Genomic DNA, 18,310 nt, shown 5'->3' on the forward strand with positions numbered 1-18,310 from the left:
AGCAGGGCCTAGACTCCCGTGCGAAAGGATCGTCGAACCAGATCGTCGAACGAATCGTCGAACACAGGGGCAGGGAGCGAGGGACGGACGTGCCGGAACCCACCGAACCGACCGTACTCGCGGCCGACTACTTCCAGAGCTACTCGGTCGTCGGGCTGCTCGCCCTGATCGGAGTCCTCTTCGTCGCGGTGGCCTTCGGCGCGGGCCGCCTGCTGCGGCCGGTCGTGCCGACCCCCGAGAAGCTGCTCACGTACGAATGCGGAGTCGACCCCGTGGGGGAGGGCTGGGCCCACACCCAGGTCCGCTACTACGTCTACGCCTTCCTCTACGTGATCTTCGCCGTCGACTCGATCTTCCTGTTCCCGTGGGCGACGGTCTTCGCCGCGGCCGGATACGGCGCGACGACGCTCGTGGAGATGTTCATCTTCCTCGGCTTCCTGGCCGTGGGACTGCTCTACGCATGGAAGAAGGGCGTCCTCGCATGGACGTGACCCCGCAGACCCCCGAGCCCGTGCTGCTTCCCGAACCGAAGCGGCTGGGCGCACTCGCACGGCTCGCCCCCGAGCCGATGAAGGTGGTCCTGAACTGGGGCCGCCGCTACAGCCTCTGGGTCTTCAACTTCGGGCTCGCCTGCTGCGCGATCGAGTTCATCGCCGCGTCGATGTCCCGGCACGACTTCATCCGGCTCGGAGTGATCCCCTTCGCGCCCGGCCCGCGCCAGGCCGACCTGATGGTCGTCTCGGGCACCGTGACCGACAAGATGGCGCCGGCGGTGAAGCGCCTGTACGAGCAGATGCCCGAGCCGAAGTACGTGATCTCGTTCGGCGCCTGCTCGAACTGCGGCGGGCCCTACTGGGACTCGTACTCCGTGACCAAGGGCGTCGACCAGATCATCCCCGTCGACGTGTACGTCCCGGGCTGCCCGCCGCGGCCCGAGGCCCTGCTCCAGGGAATCCTCAAGCTCCAGGAGAAGATCGCGCGCGAGTCGCTGGGCGAGCGCTACGGCTCCGCCCCGGGCCGTGCCTCCGTCAGCGAACTCCGCAGTGGTCTGGTCACCCCGCCTCCCGCGCCCGGAGCCGGGTCATGAGCACGTTCGAGCCGGACATCGCCGAGCGCTTCGGGCCGGACGCCACCGCCGAGGCGGCGTACGACGTGCTGACGGTGGACGTGCCCGCGGCCGGCTGGCCCGACGCGCTGCGCACCGCCCGCGACGAGCTCGGCTGCACCTATTTCGACTGGCTGAGCGCCGTCGACGAGCCGGGCACGGGCTTCCGCGTCTGCGCGCACGTCGTCGCGCTGCCGAAGGCCGGTGCCGGGGCGGAGGAGCGTGCCGTGCGCCGCCTCCTGCTGCGTACCACCGTCCCGCACGAGGCACCGGTCCTGGCCTCCGCGGTGGAGGTCTACGCAGGCGCGGCCTGGCACGAGCGCGAGACGTACGAGATGTTCGGCATCTCCTTCACCGGACACCCGCACCTGGTCCCGCTGCTGCTCCCGGACGGCTTCGAAGGCCACCCGCTGCGCAAGGACTTCGTCCTGGCGGCCCGCGTCGCCAAGGCCTGGCCCGGCGCGAAGGAGCCGGGGGAGTCCGAGCACGGCGGCCCGAAGCGCCGCCAGATGCTCCCGCCCGGCGTGCCCGACCCGAACGAGTGGGGCCCGCTCAAGGGCCAGCTCCCCCCTGCCCCGGCCCGTCCCGCCCGCACCCCGCGCGCCGCGGGTGAGCGGCCCCCGCGCCGCACCCGCAGCGTGACGGAGGGCTCCGCGAGCCAGGCCCCCGAGGCGGCGGAGGCACCCGCGGCCCCGGCCCGCCGGGCCCGCACCGCAACGGAGGGGTCCGCGAGCCCCCGGCCGCCGGCCGCCGAGCCGGTGGCGCCGCCCGCGACGACGGCTCCGGAGGGACCCGCCGCGCGCCCGGCCCGGCGCGCGCGCAGCGCGAGCGAAGGCTCGGCGACGCAGCGCGAGGCACGGCCCGACGCGGCCTCGGAAGCTGCGGCGGCGGAAGCCGCGGCCGCGCGCCCCCGCAGCGCCGACGCCCCCTGGCACCACGCACGCCCGGCGTTCGACGACTCGGAACCCAAACCCGAGCCCACGACAGCGGTGCAGGCGGAGCCCGAGCCCGCGTCCGCGGCGGAGGCCCAGGCGAAGCCCGAGGCGCCGGCGAAGCCGGAGCCCGCGCCTGAGCCGGAGGCTCAGCCCGAGCCCGCAGGCCAGACCAAGCCCGAGCCCGAGGCGCAGGCCGAACGCGAGCCCGCGGCGCAGGCCGAGCCCGAGCCCGCGGCCGGGCCGGAGGCTCAGCCCGAGCTACGGTCCGAGCCCGAAGCCCACACCGAGCCGGCACCCCCGCCGGCGCCCGAGGCCCCGACCGAGCCCGGCAGCACACCGACCGACCGCCCGGCGGCCAGGTCCGACGAAGGACCCGGCGACGAGCCGGCCGACTCCGAAGGAGGCGACCCCGCATGAACGACGCACTCGACGTCGCCCTGCGGCTCGTCGTCATCTTCGCCGTGTTCCTCGTCCTGCCCCTCGTCATCGGGCAGACCGAGCACAAGGTGATGGCCCATATGCAGGGCCGCCTCGGCCCGATGTACGCCGGTGGCTTCCACGGCTGGGCCCAGCTCGTCGCCGACGGCGTGAAGTTCGCGCAGAAGGAGGACGTGGTCCCGGCCAACGCCGACCGCCGCATCTTCCAGCTCGCGCCCGCCGTCGCGCTTCTCCCCTACCTCCTCGTCCTCGTCGCGATCCCGATCGGCCCGAGCGAGGGCGCGGTCGGCATGATCGTCGACGCGGGCATCTTCTTCGTGCTCGCCGTCATGGGCGTCGGCGTGCTCGGCTCGCTCATGGCGGGCTGGGCCTCCGCCAACAAGTTCTCCCTCCTCGGCGGCCTCCGCACCGCCGCTCAGCTCCTCGCTTACGAGCTGCCGATGCTGCTCGCCGCCGCCTCCGTCGCGATGGCGGCCGGCACCGTGTCGCTCCCGGGCATCCTGAACGCCTTCGAGTGGTGGTGGCTGCCCTGGCAGATCGTCGGCGCGCTCGTGTTCTTCGTGGCCGGCCTCGCCGAGCTGCAGCGTCCGCCCTTCGACATGCCGGTCGCCGACTCCGAGATCATCTTCGGTGCGTACACCGAGTACACCGGCCTCCGTTTCGCGCTCTTCCTGCTCGCCGAGTACGCGGGCATCGTCGTGCTCTGCGGTCTCACCACCGTCCTCTTCCTCGGAGGCTGGCACGGCCCGTTCGGGGCCGAGGGTCTCGGCTGGGTCTGGACCCTGCTCAAGACGGCCGTGCTCGCCTTCATCGTGATCTGGCTGCGCGTGACCTATCCGCGGCTGCGCGAGGACCAGCTGCAGAAGCTGGCCTGGACGACGCTCATCCCGCTCGCCCTCGCCCAGATCGCCCTCACCGGCGTCGTGAAGGTGGTGATCCAGTAATGCCGATCCCCGGATCCGGCCTGGCCAAGGGCCTTGCCGTCACGCTTCGCACCATGACGCGGAAGTCCCACACCGCGCAGTACCCGGACGCCCAGCCCGAACTCCCGCCCCGCACGCGCGGCGTCATCGGCCTGTTCGAGGAGAACTGCACGGTCTGCATGCTCTGCGCCCGTGAGTGCCCCGACTGGTGCATCTACATCGACTCCCACAAGGAGACGGTCCCCGCCACCACCCCCGGTGGCCGTGAGCGCAGCCGCAACGTCCTCGACCGCTTCGCGATCGACTTCTCGCTCTGCATGTACTGCGGTATCTGCATCGAGGTGTGTCCTTTCGACGCGCTGTTCTGGTCGCCGGAGTTCGAGTACGCGGAGACGGACATCCTCGAACTCACCCATGAGCGCGACAAGCTCCGCGAGTGGATGTGGACCGTCCCGGAGCCGCCCGCGCTCGACCCCGCCGCGGAAGAGCCCAAGGAACTCGCGGCCGCCCGCAAGGCCGCCGAGAAGCTGGCCGCCGAGAAGCTCGCGGCCGAGCAGGCTGCTGCCGCCGAGCAGACTGCCGCTGACGAGGAGACCCAGGAGGGGACGTCGTGAGCCTCGCAGCCGAAGCGAGTGGCTTCCTCTCCCCGACCGGTGTCGAGATCGCGTTCGTCCTCGTCGGCATCGCCACCCTCGCGGCCGCCGCCGTCACGGTCACCACCAGGCAGCTGGTGCACGCCGCCCTGTGGCTGGTCGTGGCGCTGGGCGGTCTCGCCGTCGAGTACCTCCTCCTGACCGCCGAGTTCATCGCCTGGGTACAGGTGCTGATCTACGTCGGTTCCGTCGTGGTCCTCCTTCTCTTCGGGCTGATGCTCACCAAGGCCCCCATCGGCCGCTCCCCGGACGCCGACTCGGGCAACCGTCCGGCCGCCCTCGCCGTGGCCGTCGCTGCCGCGGCCGCCCTGGTGTGGGTGGTCGTCGACGCCTTCCGCACGACCTGGATCGACCTGGACGGCCCCGCACAGGGCTCGACCAGGGTGTCCGGCGAGATGCTGTTCCGGCACTGGGTGCTGCCGTTCGAGGCGCTGTCCGTCCTCCTCCTGGCCGCCCTCGTCGGCGCGATCGTCCTGTCCCGTAAGAGCGGTAAGGAGCAGCGCTGATGCACCTCGCCTACCCCGCCGTGCTCGCCGTCCTGCTCTTCTCCACCGGGCTGTACGGAGTGCTCGCGCGCCGCAACGTGATCCTGGTCCTCATGTCCGTCGAGCTGATGCTCAACGCGGTCAACCTCAACCTGGTCGCCTTCGACGTCTGGCTCCGCGACACCCTGCACACCGGACAGGCCCTGACCCTCTTCACCATCGCCATCGCCGCCGCCGAGATCGGCATCGGCCTGGCGATCGTCCTGATGGTCTACCGCAACCGCGGCACCTCGGACATCGACAAGCTCCGCGACACCGCCGAGGGCGCCAGGGGCGCCGAGGAGGCGGGCGAACCCGCCCCGGCAGAGAAGGCTGAGGCCACCGCGTGACCACGACGACCCTCGCCGTACTCGTCCCCCTCCTTCCGTTCCTCGGCGCAGCCGCCGGCCTGCTCCTCGGCCGGACCGCACCCGGTTTCGTACGTCCCCTGGCCGTCCTGCCGACGCTGGCCGCCGCCGTGCTCGCGGCCCTCGTCGCCGTACGACAGGGCGGCGGCAAGCCCATCTCCGCGTCCACCCAGCTCACCCCCACCGGCTCGATCCCCATCGACCTGGCCCTGTACCTCGACGGCTTCGCGGTGCTGGTCGCCGTCCTCGTCGGGGTCGTCGCGTCCTGCGTGCAGATCTACTCGACGGCGTATCTGCGCGACGACCCGCGCTACCCGTCGTACGCGGCTCTCGTTTCCCTCTTCACCTCCGCGATGCTGCTCGTCGTCTACTCCGGCGACCTGATGGTGCTGCTGGTCGGCTGGGAGATCATGGGCATCTGCTCGTACTTCCTGGTCGGCCACTACTGGGAGACGCCCGAGGCGCGCGCGGCCTCCCTGAAGGCCTTCCTGGTCACCAAGCTCGGCGACGTCCCCTTCCTCTTCGGCCTCTTCGCACTCGCCGTGGACGCCGGAACGTTCCGCATCACCGGCATCCTCGACGCGGTCGCGGCGGGCGCCATCGACCACCCCACGCTCGTGGCGCTGCTGCTGCTCGCGGGCGTCGCGGGCAAGTCCGCGCAGTTCCCGCTGCACACCTGGCTCCCCGACGCCATGGCGGGCCCCACTCCGGTCTCCGCGCTGATCCACGCCGCGACGATGGTCGCCGCCGGTGTGTACTTCGTCGCCCGGCTCCTTCCCGTCTTCGCCGCTTCCGCGGCGGCTCTGCTCGTGCTCGCCGTGATGGCCGCCGTCACGATGGTCGGCTCGGCGCTCGCCGCCCTCGCCCAGGACGACATCAAGCGGGTCCTCGCCTACTCGACGATCGGCCAGCTCGGCTACATGTCGGGCGCCCTGGCCGTCGGTGACCGTGGCGCCGCCGTCTTCCACCTCCTCGCGCACGGCGCGTTCAAGGCAGTGCTCTTCCTGGCCGCCGGCGTGATCATCCACGCCGCAGGCACCAACTCGCTGTCCGCCATGTCCCGCATGAGCGGCCTGGCCAGGCGGATCCCCGACGCGTACTGGACGATGACCATCGGCCTCCTCGCGCTCGCCGCCATCCCTCCCTTCGCCGGCTTCTTCTCCAAGGAGGCCGTGCTCGTGGCCGCCGAGCACACCGCGCTCGGTGAGTCCGCGTTCGCCCCGGCCGGGGCCGGCTGGACCGTCCTGGTCGCAGGACTGCTCACGGCCCTCCTCACCGCCGCCTATGCGACCCGCCTGTGGCTGCTCGCCTTCCGCGGTCACGGCGCCGAGGCCCCGGACCACGGCAGGCAGCCCCTCGCCATGAACGCCGTGCTCTGGGTGCTCGCCGTCCCGTCGCTCGGCTTCGGTCTGACCGCTGCGTACCTCGACGACTGGTTCGACGGACGGGCCCTCAGCCCGTCGCTCACCACCGCCGTCCTCGGCACCGGCGTCGCCCTCGTCGGCGGACTGGTCACCTACGGCGCCTGGCGGCACACCACAGCCCTCGCCGCCCGTGCCCGTGCCGGAGCGCCCGCCGTGGAGCAGCCCCAGCTCGTCGCCCACCCCGAGGCCGAGCCCGGCCTGGTCGAGGCGGAGGCCCTGCACATGCCGCACCCCCTGGCCGACCCAGCCGACCCCGGCCGGCTGCTGCTCGGCCCGTTGCACCGCCCCGCGGCCGCCGGCTTCCACCTCGACGCCGTCTACCGCACCCTGTTCGTCCGCCCCGTCCAGGCCGGCGCCGAGCTGGTCCGCTTCCTCGACCGCGAGGTCGTCGACACGTACGTACGCGGAGCCGGGACCGGCACCAACTGGCTGGGCTGGCTCGTCCGCCGCGCCCAGACCGGCAATGTGCAGACCTACCTCAGCGCCCTGCTGGCCGGCTCCGTCGTCCTGGCGATCGCCGCCGTACTCGTCGCCGCCGGAGTGTGAGCCGTGATCGATATCAGCGAATCCGTGATGCAGTTCCTTCTCGCGTTCATCGTCGTCGGCCCGCTCATCGGTGCCGCCGCGGCTCTCCTGCCGGCCCCGCCCGGGCTGAAGGGGAAGTCCCCGGACCAGGCCGTGCTCCGCCACGGAGTGACCGTCACCGGCGCGGTCCTCGCCGCCGCGATCGTCCTCGCGCTCGGCTTCGACCACGACCAGCCGTCGAAGATGCAGGCCACGACGGACATCAGCTGGATCCCGGCGCTGGACGTGCGGATCCACCTCGGAACCGACGGCATTTCCCTCCCCCTTCTGGTCCTGACCGCGCTGCTGACCTTCCTCTGCGCGCTGTACAGCTACTACAAGATGCCCGCGGGCCCGTCCCCGAAGGCCTTCGTCGCCCTGCTGCTCGTCCTCGAGTCCGGCATGCTCGCCACCTTCGCCGTCCTCGACCTGCTGCTCTTCTTCCTGGCCTTCGAGATGGTCCTCGTCCCGATGTACTTCCTCATCGCCCGCTGGGGCGGCGAGGGGCGCCGGGCCGCGGCCTGGAAGTTCATCCTCTACACGTTGCTCGGTTCGGTCGTCATGCTGCTCGGCCTGCTCCTCGTCGGAGTCAAGGCCGGCACCTTCGACATGGTGGCACTCGCCACTGACAACGGCCGGGGACTGAGCACGTCCGTGCAGGTCATCGCCGTTCTCGCGATCGGGATCGGCCTCGCCGTGAAGACCCCGATGTGGCCGCTGCACAGCTGGCTCCCGGACGCCCACACCGCCGCCCCGACCGTCGGCTCGGTGCTCCTCGCCGGCGTCCTGCTGAAGATGGGTACGTACGGATTCGTCCGGATCATCCTGCCGATCGCGCCCGACGGCATGCAGGTCTTCGCCCCGTATCTCGCGGCCTTCGCCGTCGCCGGGATCATCTACGGATCGCTCGCCTGCCTCGCCCTCGCCAGGCCGGGCTCGAAGGGCGACCTCAAGCGTCTGATCGCGTACTCCTCCGTCGGCCACATGGGTTTCGTGCTCCTCGGCATCGCGACCATGACCCCGACCGGCGTCAACGGCGCACTGTTCGCCAACATCGCGCACGGCCTCATCACCGGCCTGCTCTTCTTCCTCGTCGGAGCGCTCAAGGACCGCACCGGGACCACGGACATCGACGCCCTGGCCCAGCAGACCGGAGCCGCGCTGTACGGCCGCGCCCCACGCTTCGGCGGACTGCTCGCGTTCTCCGCGGTCGCCTCGCTCGGCCTGCCCGGCCTCGCCGGGTTCTGGGGGGAGATGCTCGCCCTGTTCGGCGCCTTCGACCCCGCCGACGGGCTCAGCCGCCCCGCCTTCCTCACGTTCATGGCGATCGGTGGCCTCGGCACGCTGCTGACGGCCGCGTACCTCCTCGTCGTCGTCCGGCGCGTGTGCATGGGCGGCGAGAGGCCGGCCGGCGAAGTGAAGATCGCCGATGTCCAGGGGTACGAGTTCGCCGCCTGGACGCCGCTCGTCGCCCTCACCGTCCTCGCCGGACTGTGGCCCGCGGTCCTCCTCGGCCTCACCGACCCGGCCGTGCAGAAGCTCCTCGCAGGAGGAAAGGCATGACCCCCCTGGCCACCGCCGCCACCCAGAGCCTGTCCGCACCCGTCGTCCAGTCCGTCGACTGGCTCGCCATCGCCCCGCCCACCATCGCCGCGCTGGTCGGCATGCTCATCCTGGTCGCCGACCTGTTCGTACCAGAGCGGAGGAAGCCGCTCCTCGGCTATGCGGCCATCGCCGGTCTCGCCCTGTCGGTGCTCTCCCTCGTCCCGCTGCGCAAGGGCGACCGCTCCACCTTCTGCCTCACCACCGCCCCGGACGCGTGCAGCTACACGGCCGACCACTTCGCCCTGGTCATCCAGTTCCTGGTGCTCGGCGGCGCACTGCTCACGGCGCTGCTCTCCGTCACGGAGACCAAGGACCGCCTGCCTGCGGGCGAGTACTGGTTCCTGCTGCTGTCCTCGGCCGCGGGGGCCGCGCTGCTGCCCGCGTCGCGGGACCTGGCCACGCTCGTCGTCGCCCTGGAAGTGGCCTCGCTGCCCGCGTTCGCCCTGGTGGGCATGCGGCGCGGCGACCGGATGTCCAGCGAGTCGGCGCTGAAGTTCTTCCTCTCCTCGGTGACCGCCACCGCCGTGATGCTGCTCGGCGTCAGCTTCGTGTACGCGACGACGGGCACTCTGCACCTCACCCAGGTCGCCACGCGCCTGGACGACGTCCCGGGGCAGCTGGAGACCCTCGCCCAGGCGGGCGTCGCCCTCACCCTCGTCGGCTTCGCCTTCAAGACGGCCGCCGTCCCGTTCCACTTCTGGGTGCCGGACACCTATGTGGGCGCGCCGCTGCCCGTGGCCGCGTACCTCTCCGTCGTCGGCAAGGCGGTCGGCTTCTCCGGGCTCATCCTGGTCACCGTCATCGCCTTCCCCGCGTACGCCGACGTGTGGGGCCCGGCCATGGCCGTCCTCGCAGCTCTCACGATGACCGTGGGCAATGTGGCGGCTGTACGCCAGTCGGCCACGCGTGCCTGGAGTGCGGTCCGCCTCCTCGCCTGGTCGTCGGTCGCGCAGGCCGGTTACATCCTGGTGCCGATCGCGGCCGCCGCGTACTCCAGTGACGACCAGATCGGTTCCACGGTCGCGTACGCGCTGATGTACGCCATCGTCAACCTCGGGGCCTTCGCCGTCGTCGCGCTCGTCGCCCGTACGAAGCCGCTGAACCGGATTGCCGACTACCGCGGCCTGTACGCCACCCGTCCGGTGACCGCCCTGGTGATGGGCTTCTTCCTGCTCTGCCTGGCCGGTCTGCCGCCGGGCATCATCGGGCTGTTCGCGAAGGTCACCGTCTTCTCCGCGGCCGTCGACGCAGGTCTGGGATGGCTCGCGGTCGTCATGGGCGTCAACGTCGTGATCGCGCTCTACTACTACCTGCAGTGGACGGCCGTCCTCTTCCGGGCACCCGAGGGGGCGCCCGAGGCGGCGGTGGAAGGCGCTCCGGAGCGGCACAGGGCGCCTGCCCTGGTCACCGCGACGATCGCGATCACGGCCGTGGCGGGCATCCTGCTGTCCGGCTGGCCCCAGCCGGTGCTGCGCTTCGCGGCGGTCAACCTCTTCTGATCCGTTCCGACCTGGGGGTTCGACATGCCGTGCCCCTACAGGGCACGGTGTTCAGCGCATCCGACATCGGCAAGACACTGAGGAGAGCGAGCGGTGCTGAGCGGGTTCAAGGACTTCATTCTTCGCGGAAACGTGGTCTCGATGGCGATCGGTCTGGCGATCGGTTCCGCGTTCACCGCGGTCGTCACCGGGTTCAGCAACGCATTCATCACCCCGCTGATCGGCCTCGCCACCCGCGGTACCGGCGACTTCAGCAAGGCCACGTTCAGCGTCGACGACGTCAAGTTCCCGTACGGACTCTTCGTCAGCGCGGCGATCGCCTTTCTGATCACGGCCGCGGTGCTCTACTTCCTCGTCGTCGTCCCGATGATGAAGGTGCAGAGCCGCTTCACCAAGGACGAGCCGATCAGCATCAAGGCGGCCGTCCGCGACTGCCCCCGCTGCTACACCGAGATCCCCGCGATCGCCAGCCGCTGCGCGCACTGCACCAGCGAGGTCGAGCCGATCGCCGAGGCCCTGGAGAAGGCCGGGCTGCTGCCCGCCCAGCGCTGACCCGCCTCGTATCACCCGAACGGCGCAACCCCCCACCTGGACGGACAGGGGAACCCGCGGCTCTCGCCTGGCGTTGACCAGTACGGGAGGGTCCACTGGAGAGCGGACCAGTACCAGCAGAGGGTTCCCCTGCCGCACCACTTGGAGGGCGTACCGTGCACCGCCGGCACAACGGGCTGAGGACCGCCGTTCTCCTCGGCGGACTGTCCGCCCTCATCATCGTCATCGGCAGTCTCTTCGGCCGTACGGGCCTCATCGTCGCTGTCGTCGTGGCGCTCGGGACGAACGCGTACGCGTACTGGAACAGCGACAAGCTGGCGCTGCGGGCCATGCGCGCCCGCCCCGTCAGCGAGTTCGAGGCGCCTGCCCTGTACCGGATGGTGAGGGAGCTCTCCACCCAGGCCCGTCAGCCGATGCCGCGGCTGTACATCTCGCCGACCCAGGCGCCCAACGCCTTCGCCACGGGCCGCAATCCGCGGAACGCGGCGGTCTGCTGCACCGAAGGCATCCTCCGGATACTCGACGAGCGGGAGCTGCGCGGCGTCATCGGCCATGAGCTGAGCCATGTCTACAACCGGGACATCCTCATCTCGTCCGTCGCCGGCGCCCTCGCCTCCGTCATCATGTTCCTGGTCAACTTCGCCTGGCTGATCCCGATCGGCCGCTCCGACGACGACGACGGCCCCGGCCTGCTGGGCATGCTCCTGATCATGATCCTGGGCCCCATCGCGGCCTCCGTGATCCAGCTCGCCATCAGCCGCTCCCGCGAGTACGAGGCGGACGCTTCCGGCGCCCAGCTCACCGGCGACCCGCTCGCCCTCGCCAGCGCCCTGCGCAAGCTGGACGCGGGCACGAAGCAACTGCCCCTCCCGCCCGAGCCGAAGATCGAGACCGCGAGCCACATGATGATCGCGAACCCGTTCCGCCCCGGCCAGGGCTTCTCGAAGCTGTTCTCCACGCACCCGCCGATGGCGGAGCGCATCGCCCGACTCGAGCAGATGGCAGGTCGCCGATCATGAAGACCATCCTGAACGTCATATGGCTCATCCTGTGCGGCTTCTGGATGTTCCTCGGCTATCTGCTGGCCGGTGTGCTCCTGTGCATCACGATCATCGGCATCCCCTTCGGACTTGCCGCGTTCCGTATCGGCATCTACGCGCTCTGGCCCTTCGGCTACACGGTGGTCGACCGGCGGGACGCGGGCGCGCCGTCCTGCGTCGGCAATGTGCTGTGGCTGGTCCTCGCGGGCTGGTGGCTGGCGCTCGGCCACATCTTCACGGGCATCGCGCTCTGCATCACGATCATCGGCATCCCGCTGGGGATCGCGAACTTCAAGCTGATCCCGGTCTCGCTGCTGCCGCTCGGCAAGGAGATCGTCCCGACGGACCAGCCCTTCGCAGCGCGGTGACCTGTACGGCCTCACCCCTCGGTGCCCTGCGCCATGCGCTGGGGAGCGGGGCCACTGATTGTCAGTGCCGTGGTTCACCATGAACACATGACCGACACCGAGCAGTTGCTGGCACGCGTGGCCGACAAGGCACGCAAGACGCCCCCGCGTCACGGGACTTCCCTCCCGGCTCCCGTGACGGCCGACGCCCTCGCCCGTGCGGAAGCCGAGCTCGGCTTCGCCCTGCCCCCGCTGCTCGCCGCCCTCTACACCCGCATGGCCGACGGTGGATACGGGCCGGAATACGGTCTGTTCCCGCTGCGCACCGCAGTCGCGCGCTACACGGCGCGGCGCGCCACCGACCCCGACGCGACCGACTGGCCCTGGCCCGAAGGGGTCCTGCCGATCCTCGACTGGGGCTGCGCCATGAACGCCTGTGTCGACTGCCGCAGCGACGACGCGACCGTGCTCCTCTTCGAGCCCAACCCCGGCATACCCGACCTCGCCTGGTACGTCGACGCCCCCAGCCTCGGGGCATGGATCACCGCCTGGACGGACGGCACGGCCTGGTACGACCGACTCGAGGAGGACCTGGACGCCGACTTCGACGACCTCGGCATCACCCCATGGCCGCACTTCCGGGACCGCGCCCGGAGCTGACCCCCCGCCGGCGTCGGATCGCGTACGTCAGCGCGCCCGCCGCCAGTACCGCAGCGCCCGACACCACCGAGGACAGCGGCAGGGCGAACGCCAGCGCCAGGCATCCCGCGAGACCGCATCCGGCGAGAACTCGCCACCTGGAACCCAGCGTCCAGGCCGAGGCGTTGGCAATGGCGTAGTAGACGAGCACGCCGAACGACGAGAAGCCGATCGCGCCCCGCACGTCGGCCGTCGCCGCGACCACGGCCACCACCGCGCCCACCGCCAGCTCCGCGTGATGCGGCACCTGGAAGCGGGGGTGGACGGCGGCGAGCGTGCGCGGCAGGTGGCCGTCCCGGGCCATCGCCAGCGTCGTCCGGGAAACGCCGAGGATCAGCGCCAGCAGCGAGCCGAGCGCGGCCACCGCCGCGCCGACCCGCACCACCGGGGCCAGCCACTCCGCCCCGGACGCCCGGACGGCATCCGCCAGCGGAGCCGTCGCCCGGCCCAGCTCGCCCGCCCCCAGCGCGCAAAGGACCGCCACCGCGACACCGACGTACACGACCAGCGCGATCCCGAGCGCCAGCGGAATCGCCCGCGGGATCGTCCGGGCCGGGTCCCGGACCTCCTCGCCGAGCGTGGCGATCCGCGCGTACCCGGCGAACGCGAAGAACAGCAGTCCGGCCGCCTGCAGTACGCCGCCCGCCCCGCTGCCGGAAGCGCCCGCTTCCAGCCGCCCCCAATCCGCTGACGACGACACGAGACAGGAGACGACCACCGCCGCCAGGACCGCGAGCACGACCGCCACGATCGCCCGGGTCAGCCATGCCGACTTCTGAACGCCCCCGTAGTTCACCGCGGTCAGCGCCACCACCGCGGCGACCGCGATCGCATGGGCCTGACCCGGCCAGACGTATGCGCCGACGGTCAGTGCCATCGCCGCGCACGACGCGGTCTTGCCGACGACGAAGCCCCAGCCCGCCAGATAGCCCCAGAACGGGCCGAGCCTCTCCCGCCCGTACACATAGGTACCGCCCGACGCGGGGTAGCGGGCCGCGAGCCGTGCCGACGCCATCGCGTTGCAGTACGCCACCACCGCGGCCAGCCCCAGGCCCATGAGCAGCAGCGGCCCGGAGCCGGCGGCCCCGGCCGCGGGCGCGAGCGCGACGAAGACACCCGCCCCGACCATCGAGCCCAGCCCGATGAGGACGGCGTCGAAGACGCCGAGCGACCGCCGCAGTTCCTGAGTCATGGGCCGCACCCTACTGACCAGCGCAACCACGCCCCGCACCCCGGTCGTCTGTGAGAACAACACCGAACGAAGAATGCGCACGAAGAAAGGCAGGTCACGGCCATGGGCATCATCAGCTGGATCGTCCTCGGGCTGCTCGCCGGGGTGATAGCCAAGATCCTTCTCCCCGGCCGCGACCCGGGTGGTCTGATCGGCACGACACTGATCGGTATCGCCGGAGCCTTCATCGGCGGCTGGATATCGTCCCGCTGGCTGGACCGGCCGATCACCAGGGACTTCTACGACGGTGCCACATGGGTGTCCGCCATCGGCGGCGCGCTCGTGCTGCTGATCGCGTACCGGCTCCTGTTCGGCCACTCGCGCTCGCGTTAGGCCGCCGCATCGGCCCGGTCAGTCCTGGAGGCCGGTCTCGCGCAGGGTGATGTTCAGCCGGCCCTTCAGGCCCAGCGCGGGATCGGCGGTGCCCGGGTACACCTTCGGCACACCGTGGTACGCGAAGCGGGACGCCCCACCGAAGACGAAGAGGTCCCCGGACGCCAGCTCCACATCCGTGTAGGGACGCCCCCTGGTCTCGGTGTTCCCGAAGCGGAAGACGCATGTGTCGCCGATGCTCAGCGACACCACCGGGGCACCGGACCGCTCGTCCTTGTCCTGGTGCATGCCCATCTTCGCGTCGCCGTCATAGAAGTTGATGAGCGCGGTGTCCGGTGTGTACGGCTCGCTCTCCATGACTCCGGCCGGCGCGGCCCCGCCGGCCGCGACCCCACCCACCACGCCGTCGGCTGCCTCGTCGTCCCCGTACGCCGCGTCGAGCGCCTCGCGCCCCAACCGCACGAGCCAGTCCGGGAATTCGGTGACGTGCGCGCCGTTCACGTCGTCGGCCGTCCGCGTGTAGCGGTAGGGCTGCCAGTGCCAGCCCACGCACACCGTCTGGACGGACATCACTCCACCGCGCGGCAGCCTGGTGCGCCGGATGGGCACCGGCCCGCGGGCCCAGTCCCGGCAGGCGTCGACGAGTTCCCGCTGCCGCCCGACGGTCAGCCACCCGGGGACATGGACCGCTCCGGGCGCGACGCCCGCCCGCTCCTTCGGGAACAGCCCGGCAGTCACGACACCAGCGCGCCTTCCAGACCGAGCAGCCGCTCCTTGCGCTCCAGCCCGCCCGCGTAACCGCGCAGCGCGCCGTCGGCGCCGATCACCCGATGGCACGGCCGCACGACCAGCAGCGGGTTCCGCCCGATCGCGGTCCCGACGGCCCGAATGCCGGCGCCGGCGGAACCGATCCGCTCGGCGATCTGTCCGTACGTCACCGTCTCCCCGTACGGGATGTCCTCCAGCGCCCGCCAGACGCGCCGCTGGAACTCGGTGCTCCCGCCGCTCCGCTCGGCGTACTCGACCGAGAAGCGTGTCAGCTCCCCGGCGAAGTACGCCCGCAGCTGTCCGGCGATCTCCTCGAACGCCTCCGGGTCGTGGCGCCAGCCCTCCTGGACGACAGTCGCGCCCTTCTGTCCCGGCACGGACAGCGACGCGAGCGCCGTACCGCCCGGGGCGGTGACGGACTCCTCGCCGACCAGCAGCAGCTCACCCAGCGGACTGTCGACCGTCGCGTACACCGTCATGGCTCTGCCCTCTTCCTCTCCTCGTACCGCTCAGCCTGTCTTCGATCACGAGTCTGCTCCCGCGGCCTCGCTCGGGCTGGCGGTATTCGGACAACGCATGCGGCGGGGGCGGCGCGGCCCTGGCCACGTCCGCCCCCGAGTGCCGGGAACCGCCTACTGACCGATTCAGCGGTAGTTCACGAACTGCAGCGCGAAGTCGAAGTCCCTGCCCTTCAGCAGTGCGATCACGGACTGCAGGTCGTCGCGGCTCTTCGAGCTGACCCGCAGCTCGTCACCCTGCACCTGTGCCTTGACGCCCTTCGGGCCCTCGTCGCGGATGATCTTCGCGACCTTCTTGGCGTTCTCCTGGGAGATGCCCTCCTCGATGGAGGCGAAGATCTTGTACTCCTTGCCGGAGAGCTGCGGCTCGCCCGCGTCCAGCGCCTTCAGCGAGATGCCGCGCTTGATCAGCTTGGTCTGGAAGACGTCGAGGATGGCGTTGACGCGCTCTTCGGAGTTCGCCTGCATCAGGATCTTCTCGCCGGACCACGAGATCGAGGCGCCTACGTTCTTGAAGTCGTAGCGCTGCGAGATCTCCTTGGCGGCCTGGTTGAGGGCGTTGTCGACCTCCTGCCGCTCGACCTTCGAGACGATGTCGAAACTGGAGTCGGCCATGTGCTGTGGCTCCTTGAAGTCGGTGGCGAATCGGGTGCATGGACAGACGGCCGGACTCCCGGACCGCTGTGGCAAGCCTAGTCACCCGGACCCCGCCCAGGCGCTGATCAATCCGGTGGCGTAGCACCCCCGAGCATCAGGTATCGTTTACGTCGTTGCCACGGAGCACCGCCGAAAAGCGGGCACCTTGGCGGCAATCCCATGGCGGTGTGCCCGAGTGGCCAATGGGAGCGGACTGTAAATCCGTCGGCTTAGCCTACCCAGGTTCGAATCCTGGCGCCGCCACGCGATGAAAACGGCCCCTGATCTGCGGAAACGCGGATAAGGGGCCGTTGTCGTGTGTGCCGCACCAGGAGTCGACTGTCTCGCTCCGTCCCACCTGCTCACGCTCTCTACCAGCCTCTGTGGACGGGGCGTGGACGGGAATCCGGCGTCCCGACCTGCGGCTGTGGGGCATGCGTGGGACACCCGAGCGGGCGCACCTAGGAGTGCCGGAGCCTGCTCGCACCGTGACCGTATTGTCAGTGGCTGATGCGAGGCTCCCGGCATAGCTGCGCTAGGAGATCATCATGGGCACCTGGGACACCGGTCCCTTTCAGAACGACACGCACTGATCGCGGCGCAATGTCCAGGCGGCGAACCTGTCGACGCACCCTGCGGCCCTGAAACACCCATGCCGACCTTCCCCCCGATCTTCGGACGCTCGCCGACGAAGCTCTCGCCCGCAGCGTCAGCGACGAATCCGGGCACAACGGCTACTCGATCGCGTCGGAGAACCTCACCCGCACCGCGACCACCGCACCCGATGCATCCAGGTCGGCCGACACGGGGAAGTAGCCGTCGCCCCAGCTCGTCATCGCGCAGAGCAGTCGGGCGTCGCCGATATCCACGGTTCCGGCCTCGACTTCAGAGGCGCGAACCTGTCGCATGACCTGCCAGTGATGGGAATGGGGCCGGAAGTCCACCATCATGCGGCCCCCGGTCTCCTCCTTCCAGCTCTGCACAGCGCGCGCCTTCTCCATCGCCTCCGCCACGGCCAGCCCAGTCCACCCGCGGACACGGTCTTCGCCGGGTTCGCCCAGTTCCGGTGCTGCGAACGTTGCGGCGGCTTCCTCCGCGGCAGCACCCCAGAATGCGACGTCGGCCAAGCCGTCCACAGGCTCGTCGTGCTGCCAGGCATTCAGGGCAGCGACATCGCCGAAGAGCACCCGGGCCCAGTCGACGCCGATGTCACCCAGCGGCACGGATGACTCCGCTCGGGCTTCGCTCATCCGAACCGATATCTCGGACCAGCGCGGCCCGATGCCGTCGCCAAAGTCGACCCGTGAAGCCAGTACCGGCAGATGACGATCGCGGGGCACCCCTCCCACTGCGACGATGGGCACCCCGAACATCAGGAATCCGCCGCCACCTTCAGCGGCAGTGCGGCGCGCGCGTTGGGCATGTGGTTCGCGGCTCGGCAACGCCTCCAAGCGAGCGTCCAGTCCGGCGGCCAGGCAGTGTTCTTCGAACATCGTCGCAAGCTCCGCTGTCCGGGAGGCCGGGATGTCGTGGAGCATGGCACCTGGCTGCCGGTCGAAGCTGCGGGCCGCTGCCGAGGCGTCTGGGCCGACCACGGCAAAGTCGACCGAGTTGATCACTTCGGCAGCCATCGCCGGGTCATCGACGCCAAGCAGAGTGGGGTCGATCTCCGCTGGCGACCGCTCTCCGCTCCACAACCCCAGATGGCCGCCGTCAACGACGACCAGGGTTCCCGAAGGGCAGCTGATCTCTCCGAGCCTGAAGATCTCTTCCATGGCGCGCGAGTCTACGGCCGCCCCTCTGGCCGTCAGCAGGCGCACCGGGACGATCCCAAGAAACGGATGCCCGGGCTTACATGGGACAGGACACGTGGTAGCGCACGGGCGACGGGGCTGACGTGCCACCCGACGCCCGTGCGTGGGCGACTACAGCGGGAGGTTGCCGCGTTCTCGCTGGCGAGCCGAGATCTTCGCGTTTGCGGCTTCGTCGCCGCCCTTCGCGAAGCCGACCTTTCTCACTTGCTTCAATCCCCGGTGCCGGATCTCGGCGGTGGCAGACTCCCTGCGGAGAATGGGGAGGCACCATGGGCTTCGGCTTTCGCGTCGGTGTACCTGGCTTGAGCGTGCGAGTCTCGACTCGAGGGGTACG

The 18,310-nt window shown here is 70.6% G+C and carries 20 protein-coding genes and 1 tRNA gene; 16 read left to right on the forward strand and 5 right to left on the reverse strand.

The window, feature by feature from the left end; all coding sequences use genetic code 11:
- Positions 1 to 89: 89 nt before the first annotated feature.
- The 14 genes from ACFV9O_RS14950 (at position 90) to ACFV9O_RS15015 (ending at position 12,637) form a co-directional block, all read left to right on the forward strand.
- A complete protein-coding gene (locus tag ACFV9O_RS14950; protein ID WP_385417226.1) occupies positions 90 to 491 on the forward strand; it encodes an NADH-quinone oxidoreductase subunit A in 402 nt (133 codons plus the stop codon).
- Positions 482 to 1,087 (forward strand): NADH-quinone oxidoreductase subunit B, encoded by a 606-nt coding sequence (locus tag ACFV9O_RS14955; RefSeq protein WP_385417227.1) that lies wholly within the window; start codon positions 482 to 484, stop codon positions 1,085 to 1,087. The genes ACFV9O_RS14950 and ACFV9O_RS14955 overlap by 10 nt, the downstream gene beginning before the upstream one ends.
- Positions 1,084 to 2,457, forward strand: a complete 1,374-nt coding sequence (locus ACFV9O_RS14960; RefSeq protein ID WP_385417230.1) for an NADH-quinone oxidoreductase subunit C — start codon at positions 1,084 to 1,086, stop codon at positions 2,455 to 2,457. The genes ACFV9O_RS14955 and ACFV9O_RS14960 overlap by 4 nt, the downstream gene beginning before the upstream one ends.
- On the forward strand, positions 2,454 to 3,422 hold the full coding sequence (locus tag ACFV9O_RS14965) for an NADH-quinone oxidoreductase subunit H (protein WP_385417231.1): 969 nt from the start codon (positions 2,454 to 2,456) through the stop codon (positions 3,420 to 3,422). Before ACFV9O_RS14960 ends, ACFV9O_RS14965 begins: the two co-directional genes overlap by 4 nt.
- A 53-nt stretch (positions 3,423 to 3,475) precedes the next feature.
- A complete protein-coding gene (locus tag ACFV9O_RS14970; protein ID WP_385417234.1) occupies positions 3,476 to 4,015 on the forward strand; it encodes a 4Fe-4S binding protein in 540 nt (179 codons plus the stop codon).
- The gene (locus tag ACFV9O_RS14975; protein ID WP_385417236.1) at positions 4,012 to 4,560 is read left to right on the forward strand and encodes an NADH-quinone oxidoreductase subunit J; all 549 of its coding nucleotides are present in this window, start codon (positions 4,012 to 4,014) and stop codon (positions 4,558 to 4,560) included. Before ACFV9O_RS14970 ends, ACFV9O_RS14975 begins: the two co-directional genes overlap by 4 nt.
- Complete coding sequence (nuoK, locus tag ACFV9O_RS14980) at positions 4,560 to 4,928, forward strand: NADH-quinone oxidoreductase subunit NuoK (RefSeq protein ID WP_385417239.1); 369 nt, start codon at positions 4,560 to 4,562, stop codon at positions 4,926 to 4,928. The genes ACFV9O_RS14975 and nuoK overlap by 1 nt, the downstream gene beginning before the upstream one ends.
- Entirely contained in the window at positions 4,925 to 6,916 is a 1,992-nt protein-coding gene (locus ACFV9O_RS14985) for an NADH-quinone oxidoreductase subunit L (RefSeq protein WP_385417241.1), read from the forward strand. The genes nuoK and ACFV9O_RS14985 overlap by 4 nt, the downstream gene beginning before the upstream one ends.
- A gap of 3 nt (positions 6,917 to 6,919) precedes the next feature.
- Complete coding sequence (locus ACFV9O_RS14990; RefSeq protein WP_385417243.1) at positions 6,920 to 8,497, forward strand: NADH-quinone oxidoreductase subunit M; 1,578 nt, start codon at positions 6,920 to 6,922, stop codon at positions 8,495 to 8,497.
- The gene (locus ACFV9O_RS14995) at positions 8,494 to 10,038 is read left to right on the forward strand and encodes an NADH-quinone oxidoreductase subunit N (RefSeq protein ID WP_385417246.1); all 1,545 of its coding nucleotides are present in this window, start codon (positions 8,494 to 8,496) and stop codon (positions 10,036 to 10,038) included. The genes ACFV9O_RS14990 and ACFV9O_RS14995 overlap by 4 nt, the downstream gene beginning before the upstream one ends.
- Before the next feature lie 93 nt (positions 10,039 to 10,131).
- Positions 10,132 to 10,590 carry a large conductance mechanosensitive channel protein MscL gene (gene mscL / locus ACFV9O_RS15000; RefSeq protein ID WP_385417249.1) on the forward strand — a complete coding sequence of 153 codons (459 nt, stop codon included), beginning with the start codon at positions 10,132 to 10,134 and terminating at the stop codon, positions 10,588 to 10,590.
- A gap of 155 nt (positions 10,591 to 10,745) precedes the next feature.
- On the forward strand, positions 10,746 to 11,609 hold the full coding sequence (gene htpX, locus ACFV9O_RS15005; protein ID WP_385417252.1) for a zinc metalloprotease HtpX: 864 nt from the start codon (positions 10,746 to 10,748) through the stop codon (positions 11,607 to 11,609).
- Positions 11,606 to 11,998 (forward strand): YccF domain-containing protein, encoded by a 393-nt coding sequence (locus ACFV9O_RS15010; RefSeq protein WP_385417253.1) that lies wholly within the window; start codon positions 11,606 to 11,608, stop codon positions 11,996 to 11,998. The genes htpX and ACFV9O_RS15010 overlap by 4 nt, the downstream gene beginning before the upstream one ends.
- Positions 11,999 to 12,085: 87 nt before the next feature.
- Entirely contained in the window at positions 12,086 to 12,637 is a 552-nt protein-coding gene (locus tag ACFV9O_RS15015) for an SMI1/KNR4 family protein (protein WP_385417256.1), read from the forward strand.
- On the opposite strand, the gene ACFV9O_RS15020 is transcribed toward ACFV9O_RS15015, so the two are convergent.
- Positions 12,597 to 13,868, reverse strand: a complete 1,272-nt coding sequence (locus tag ACFV9O_RS15020) for an APC family permease (protein WP_385417258.1) — start codon at positions 13,866 to 13,868, stop codon at positions 12,597 to 12,599. The genes ACFV9O_RS15015 and ACFV9O_RS15020 overlap by 41 nt on opposite strands.
- Before the next feature lie 102 nt (positions 13,869 to 13,970).
- On the opposite strand from ACFV9O_RS15020, the gene ACFV9O_RS15025 reads away from it, so the two are divergent.
- Positions 13,971 to 14,240, forward strand: coding sequence for a GlsB/YeaQ/YmgE family stress response membrane protein (locus tag ACFV9O_RS15025; protein WP_385417260.1), 270 nt, complete (start codon positions 13,971 to 13,973; stop codon positions 14,238 to 14,240).
- A gap of 18 nt (positions 14,241 to 14,258) precedes the next feature.
- Here ACFV9O_RS15025 and ACFV9O_RS15030 read toward each other — a convergent pair whose 3' ends face one another.
- The 3 genes from ACFV9O_RS15030 to ACFV9O_RS15040 form a co-directional block, all read right to left on the reverse strand.
- A complete protein-coding gene (locus ACFV9O_RS15030) occupies positions 14,259 to 14,978 on the reverse strand; it encodes an alpha-ketoglutarate-dependent dioxygenase AlkB family protein (RefSeq protein ID WP_385417261.1) in 720 nt (239 codons plus the stop codon).
- Complete coding sequence (locus ACFV9O_RS15035; protein WP_385417263.1) at positions 14,975 to 15,487, reverse strand: methylated-DNA--[protein]-cysteine S-methyltransferase; 513 nt, start codon at positions 15,485 to 15,487, stop codon at positions 14,975 to 14,977. Before ACFV9O_RS15035 ends, ACFV9O_RS15030 begins: the two co-directional genes overlap by 4 nt.
- 165 nt (positions 15,488 to 15,652) lie before the next feature.
- On the reverse strand, positions 15,653 to 16,141 hold the full coding sequence (locus tag ACFV9O_RS15040) for a YajQ family cyclic di-GMP-binding protein (protein ID WP_385417264.1): 489 nt from the start codon (positions 16,139 to 16,141) through the stop codon (positions 15,653 to 15,655).
- A gap of 203 nt (positions 16,142 to 16,344) precedes the next feature.
- Between ACFV9O_RS15040 and ACFV9O_RS15045 the strand changes: the two genes are divergently transcribed.
- Positions 16,345 to 16,426 (forward strand) — tRNA-Tyr (locus tag ACFV9O_RS15045).
- A 470-nt stretch (positions 16,427 to 16,896) separates the two neighbouring features.
- On the opposite strand, the gene ACFV9O_RS15050 is transcribed toward ACFV9O_RS15045, so the two are convergent.
- Positions 16,897 to 17,937 (reverse strand): hypothetical protein, encoded by a 1,041-nt coding sequence (locus tag ACFV9O_RS15050; RefSeq protein WP_385417266.1) that lies wholly within the window; start codon positions 17,935 to 17,937, stop codon positions 16,897 to 16,899.
- Positions 17,938 to 18,310 lie beyond the last annotated feature (373 nt).

It is taken from the genome of Streptomyces sp. NPDC059909 (assembly GCF_042730885.1).
GTDB lineage: Bacteria > Actinomycetota > Actinomycetes > Streptomycetales > Streptomycetaceae > Streptomyces.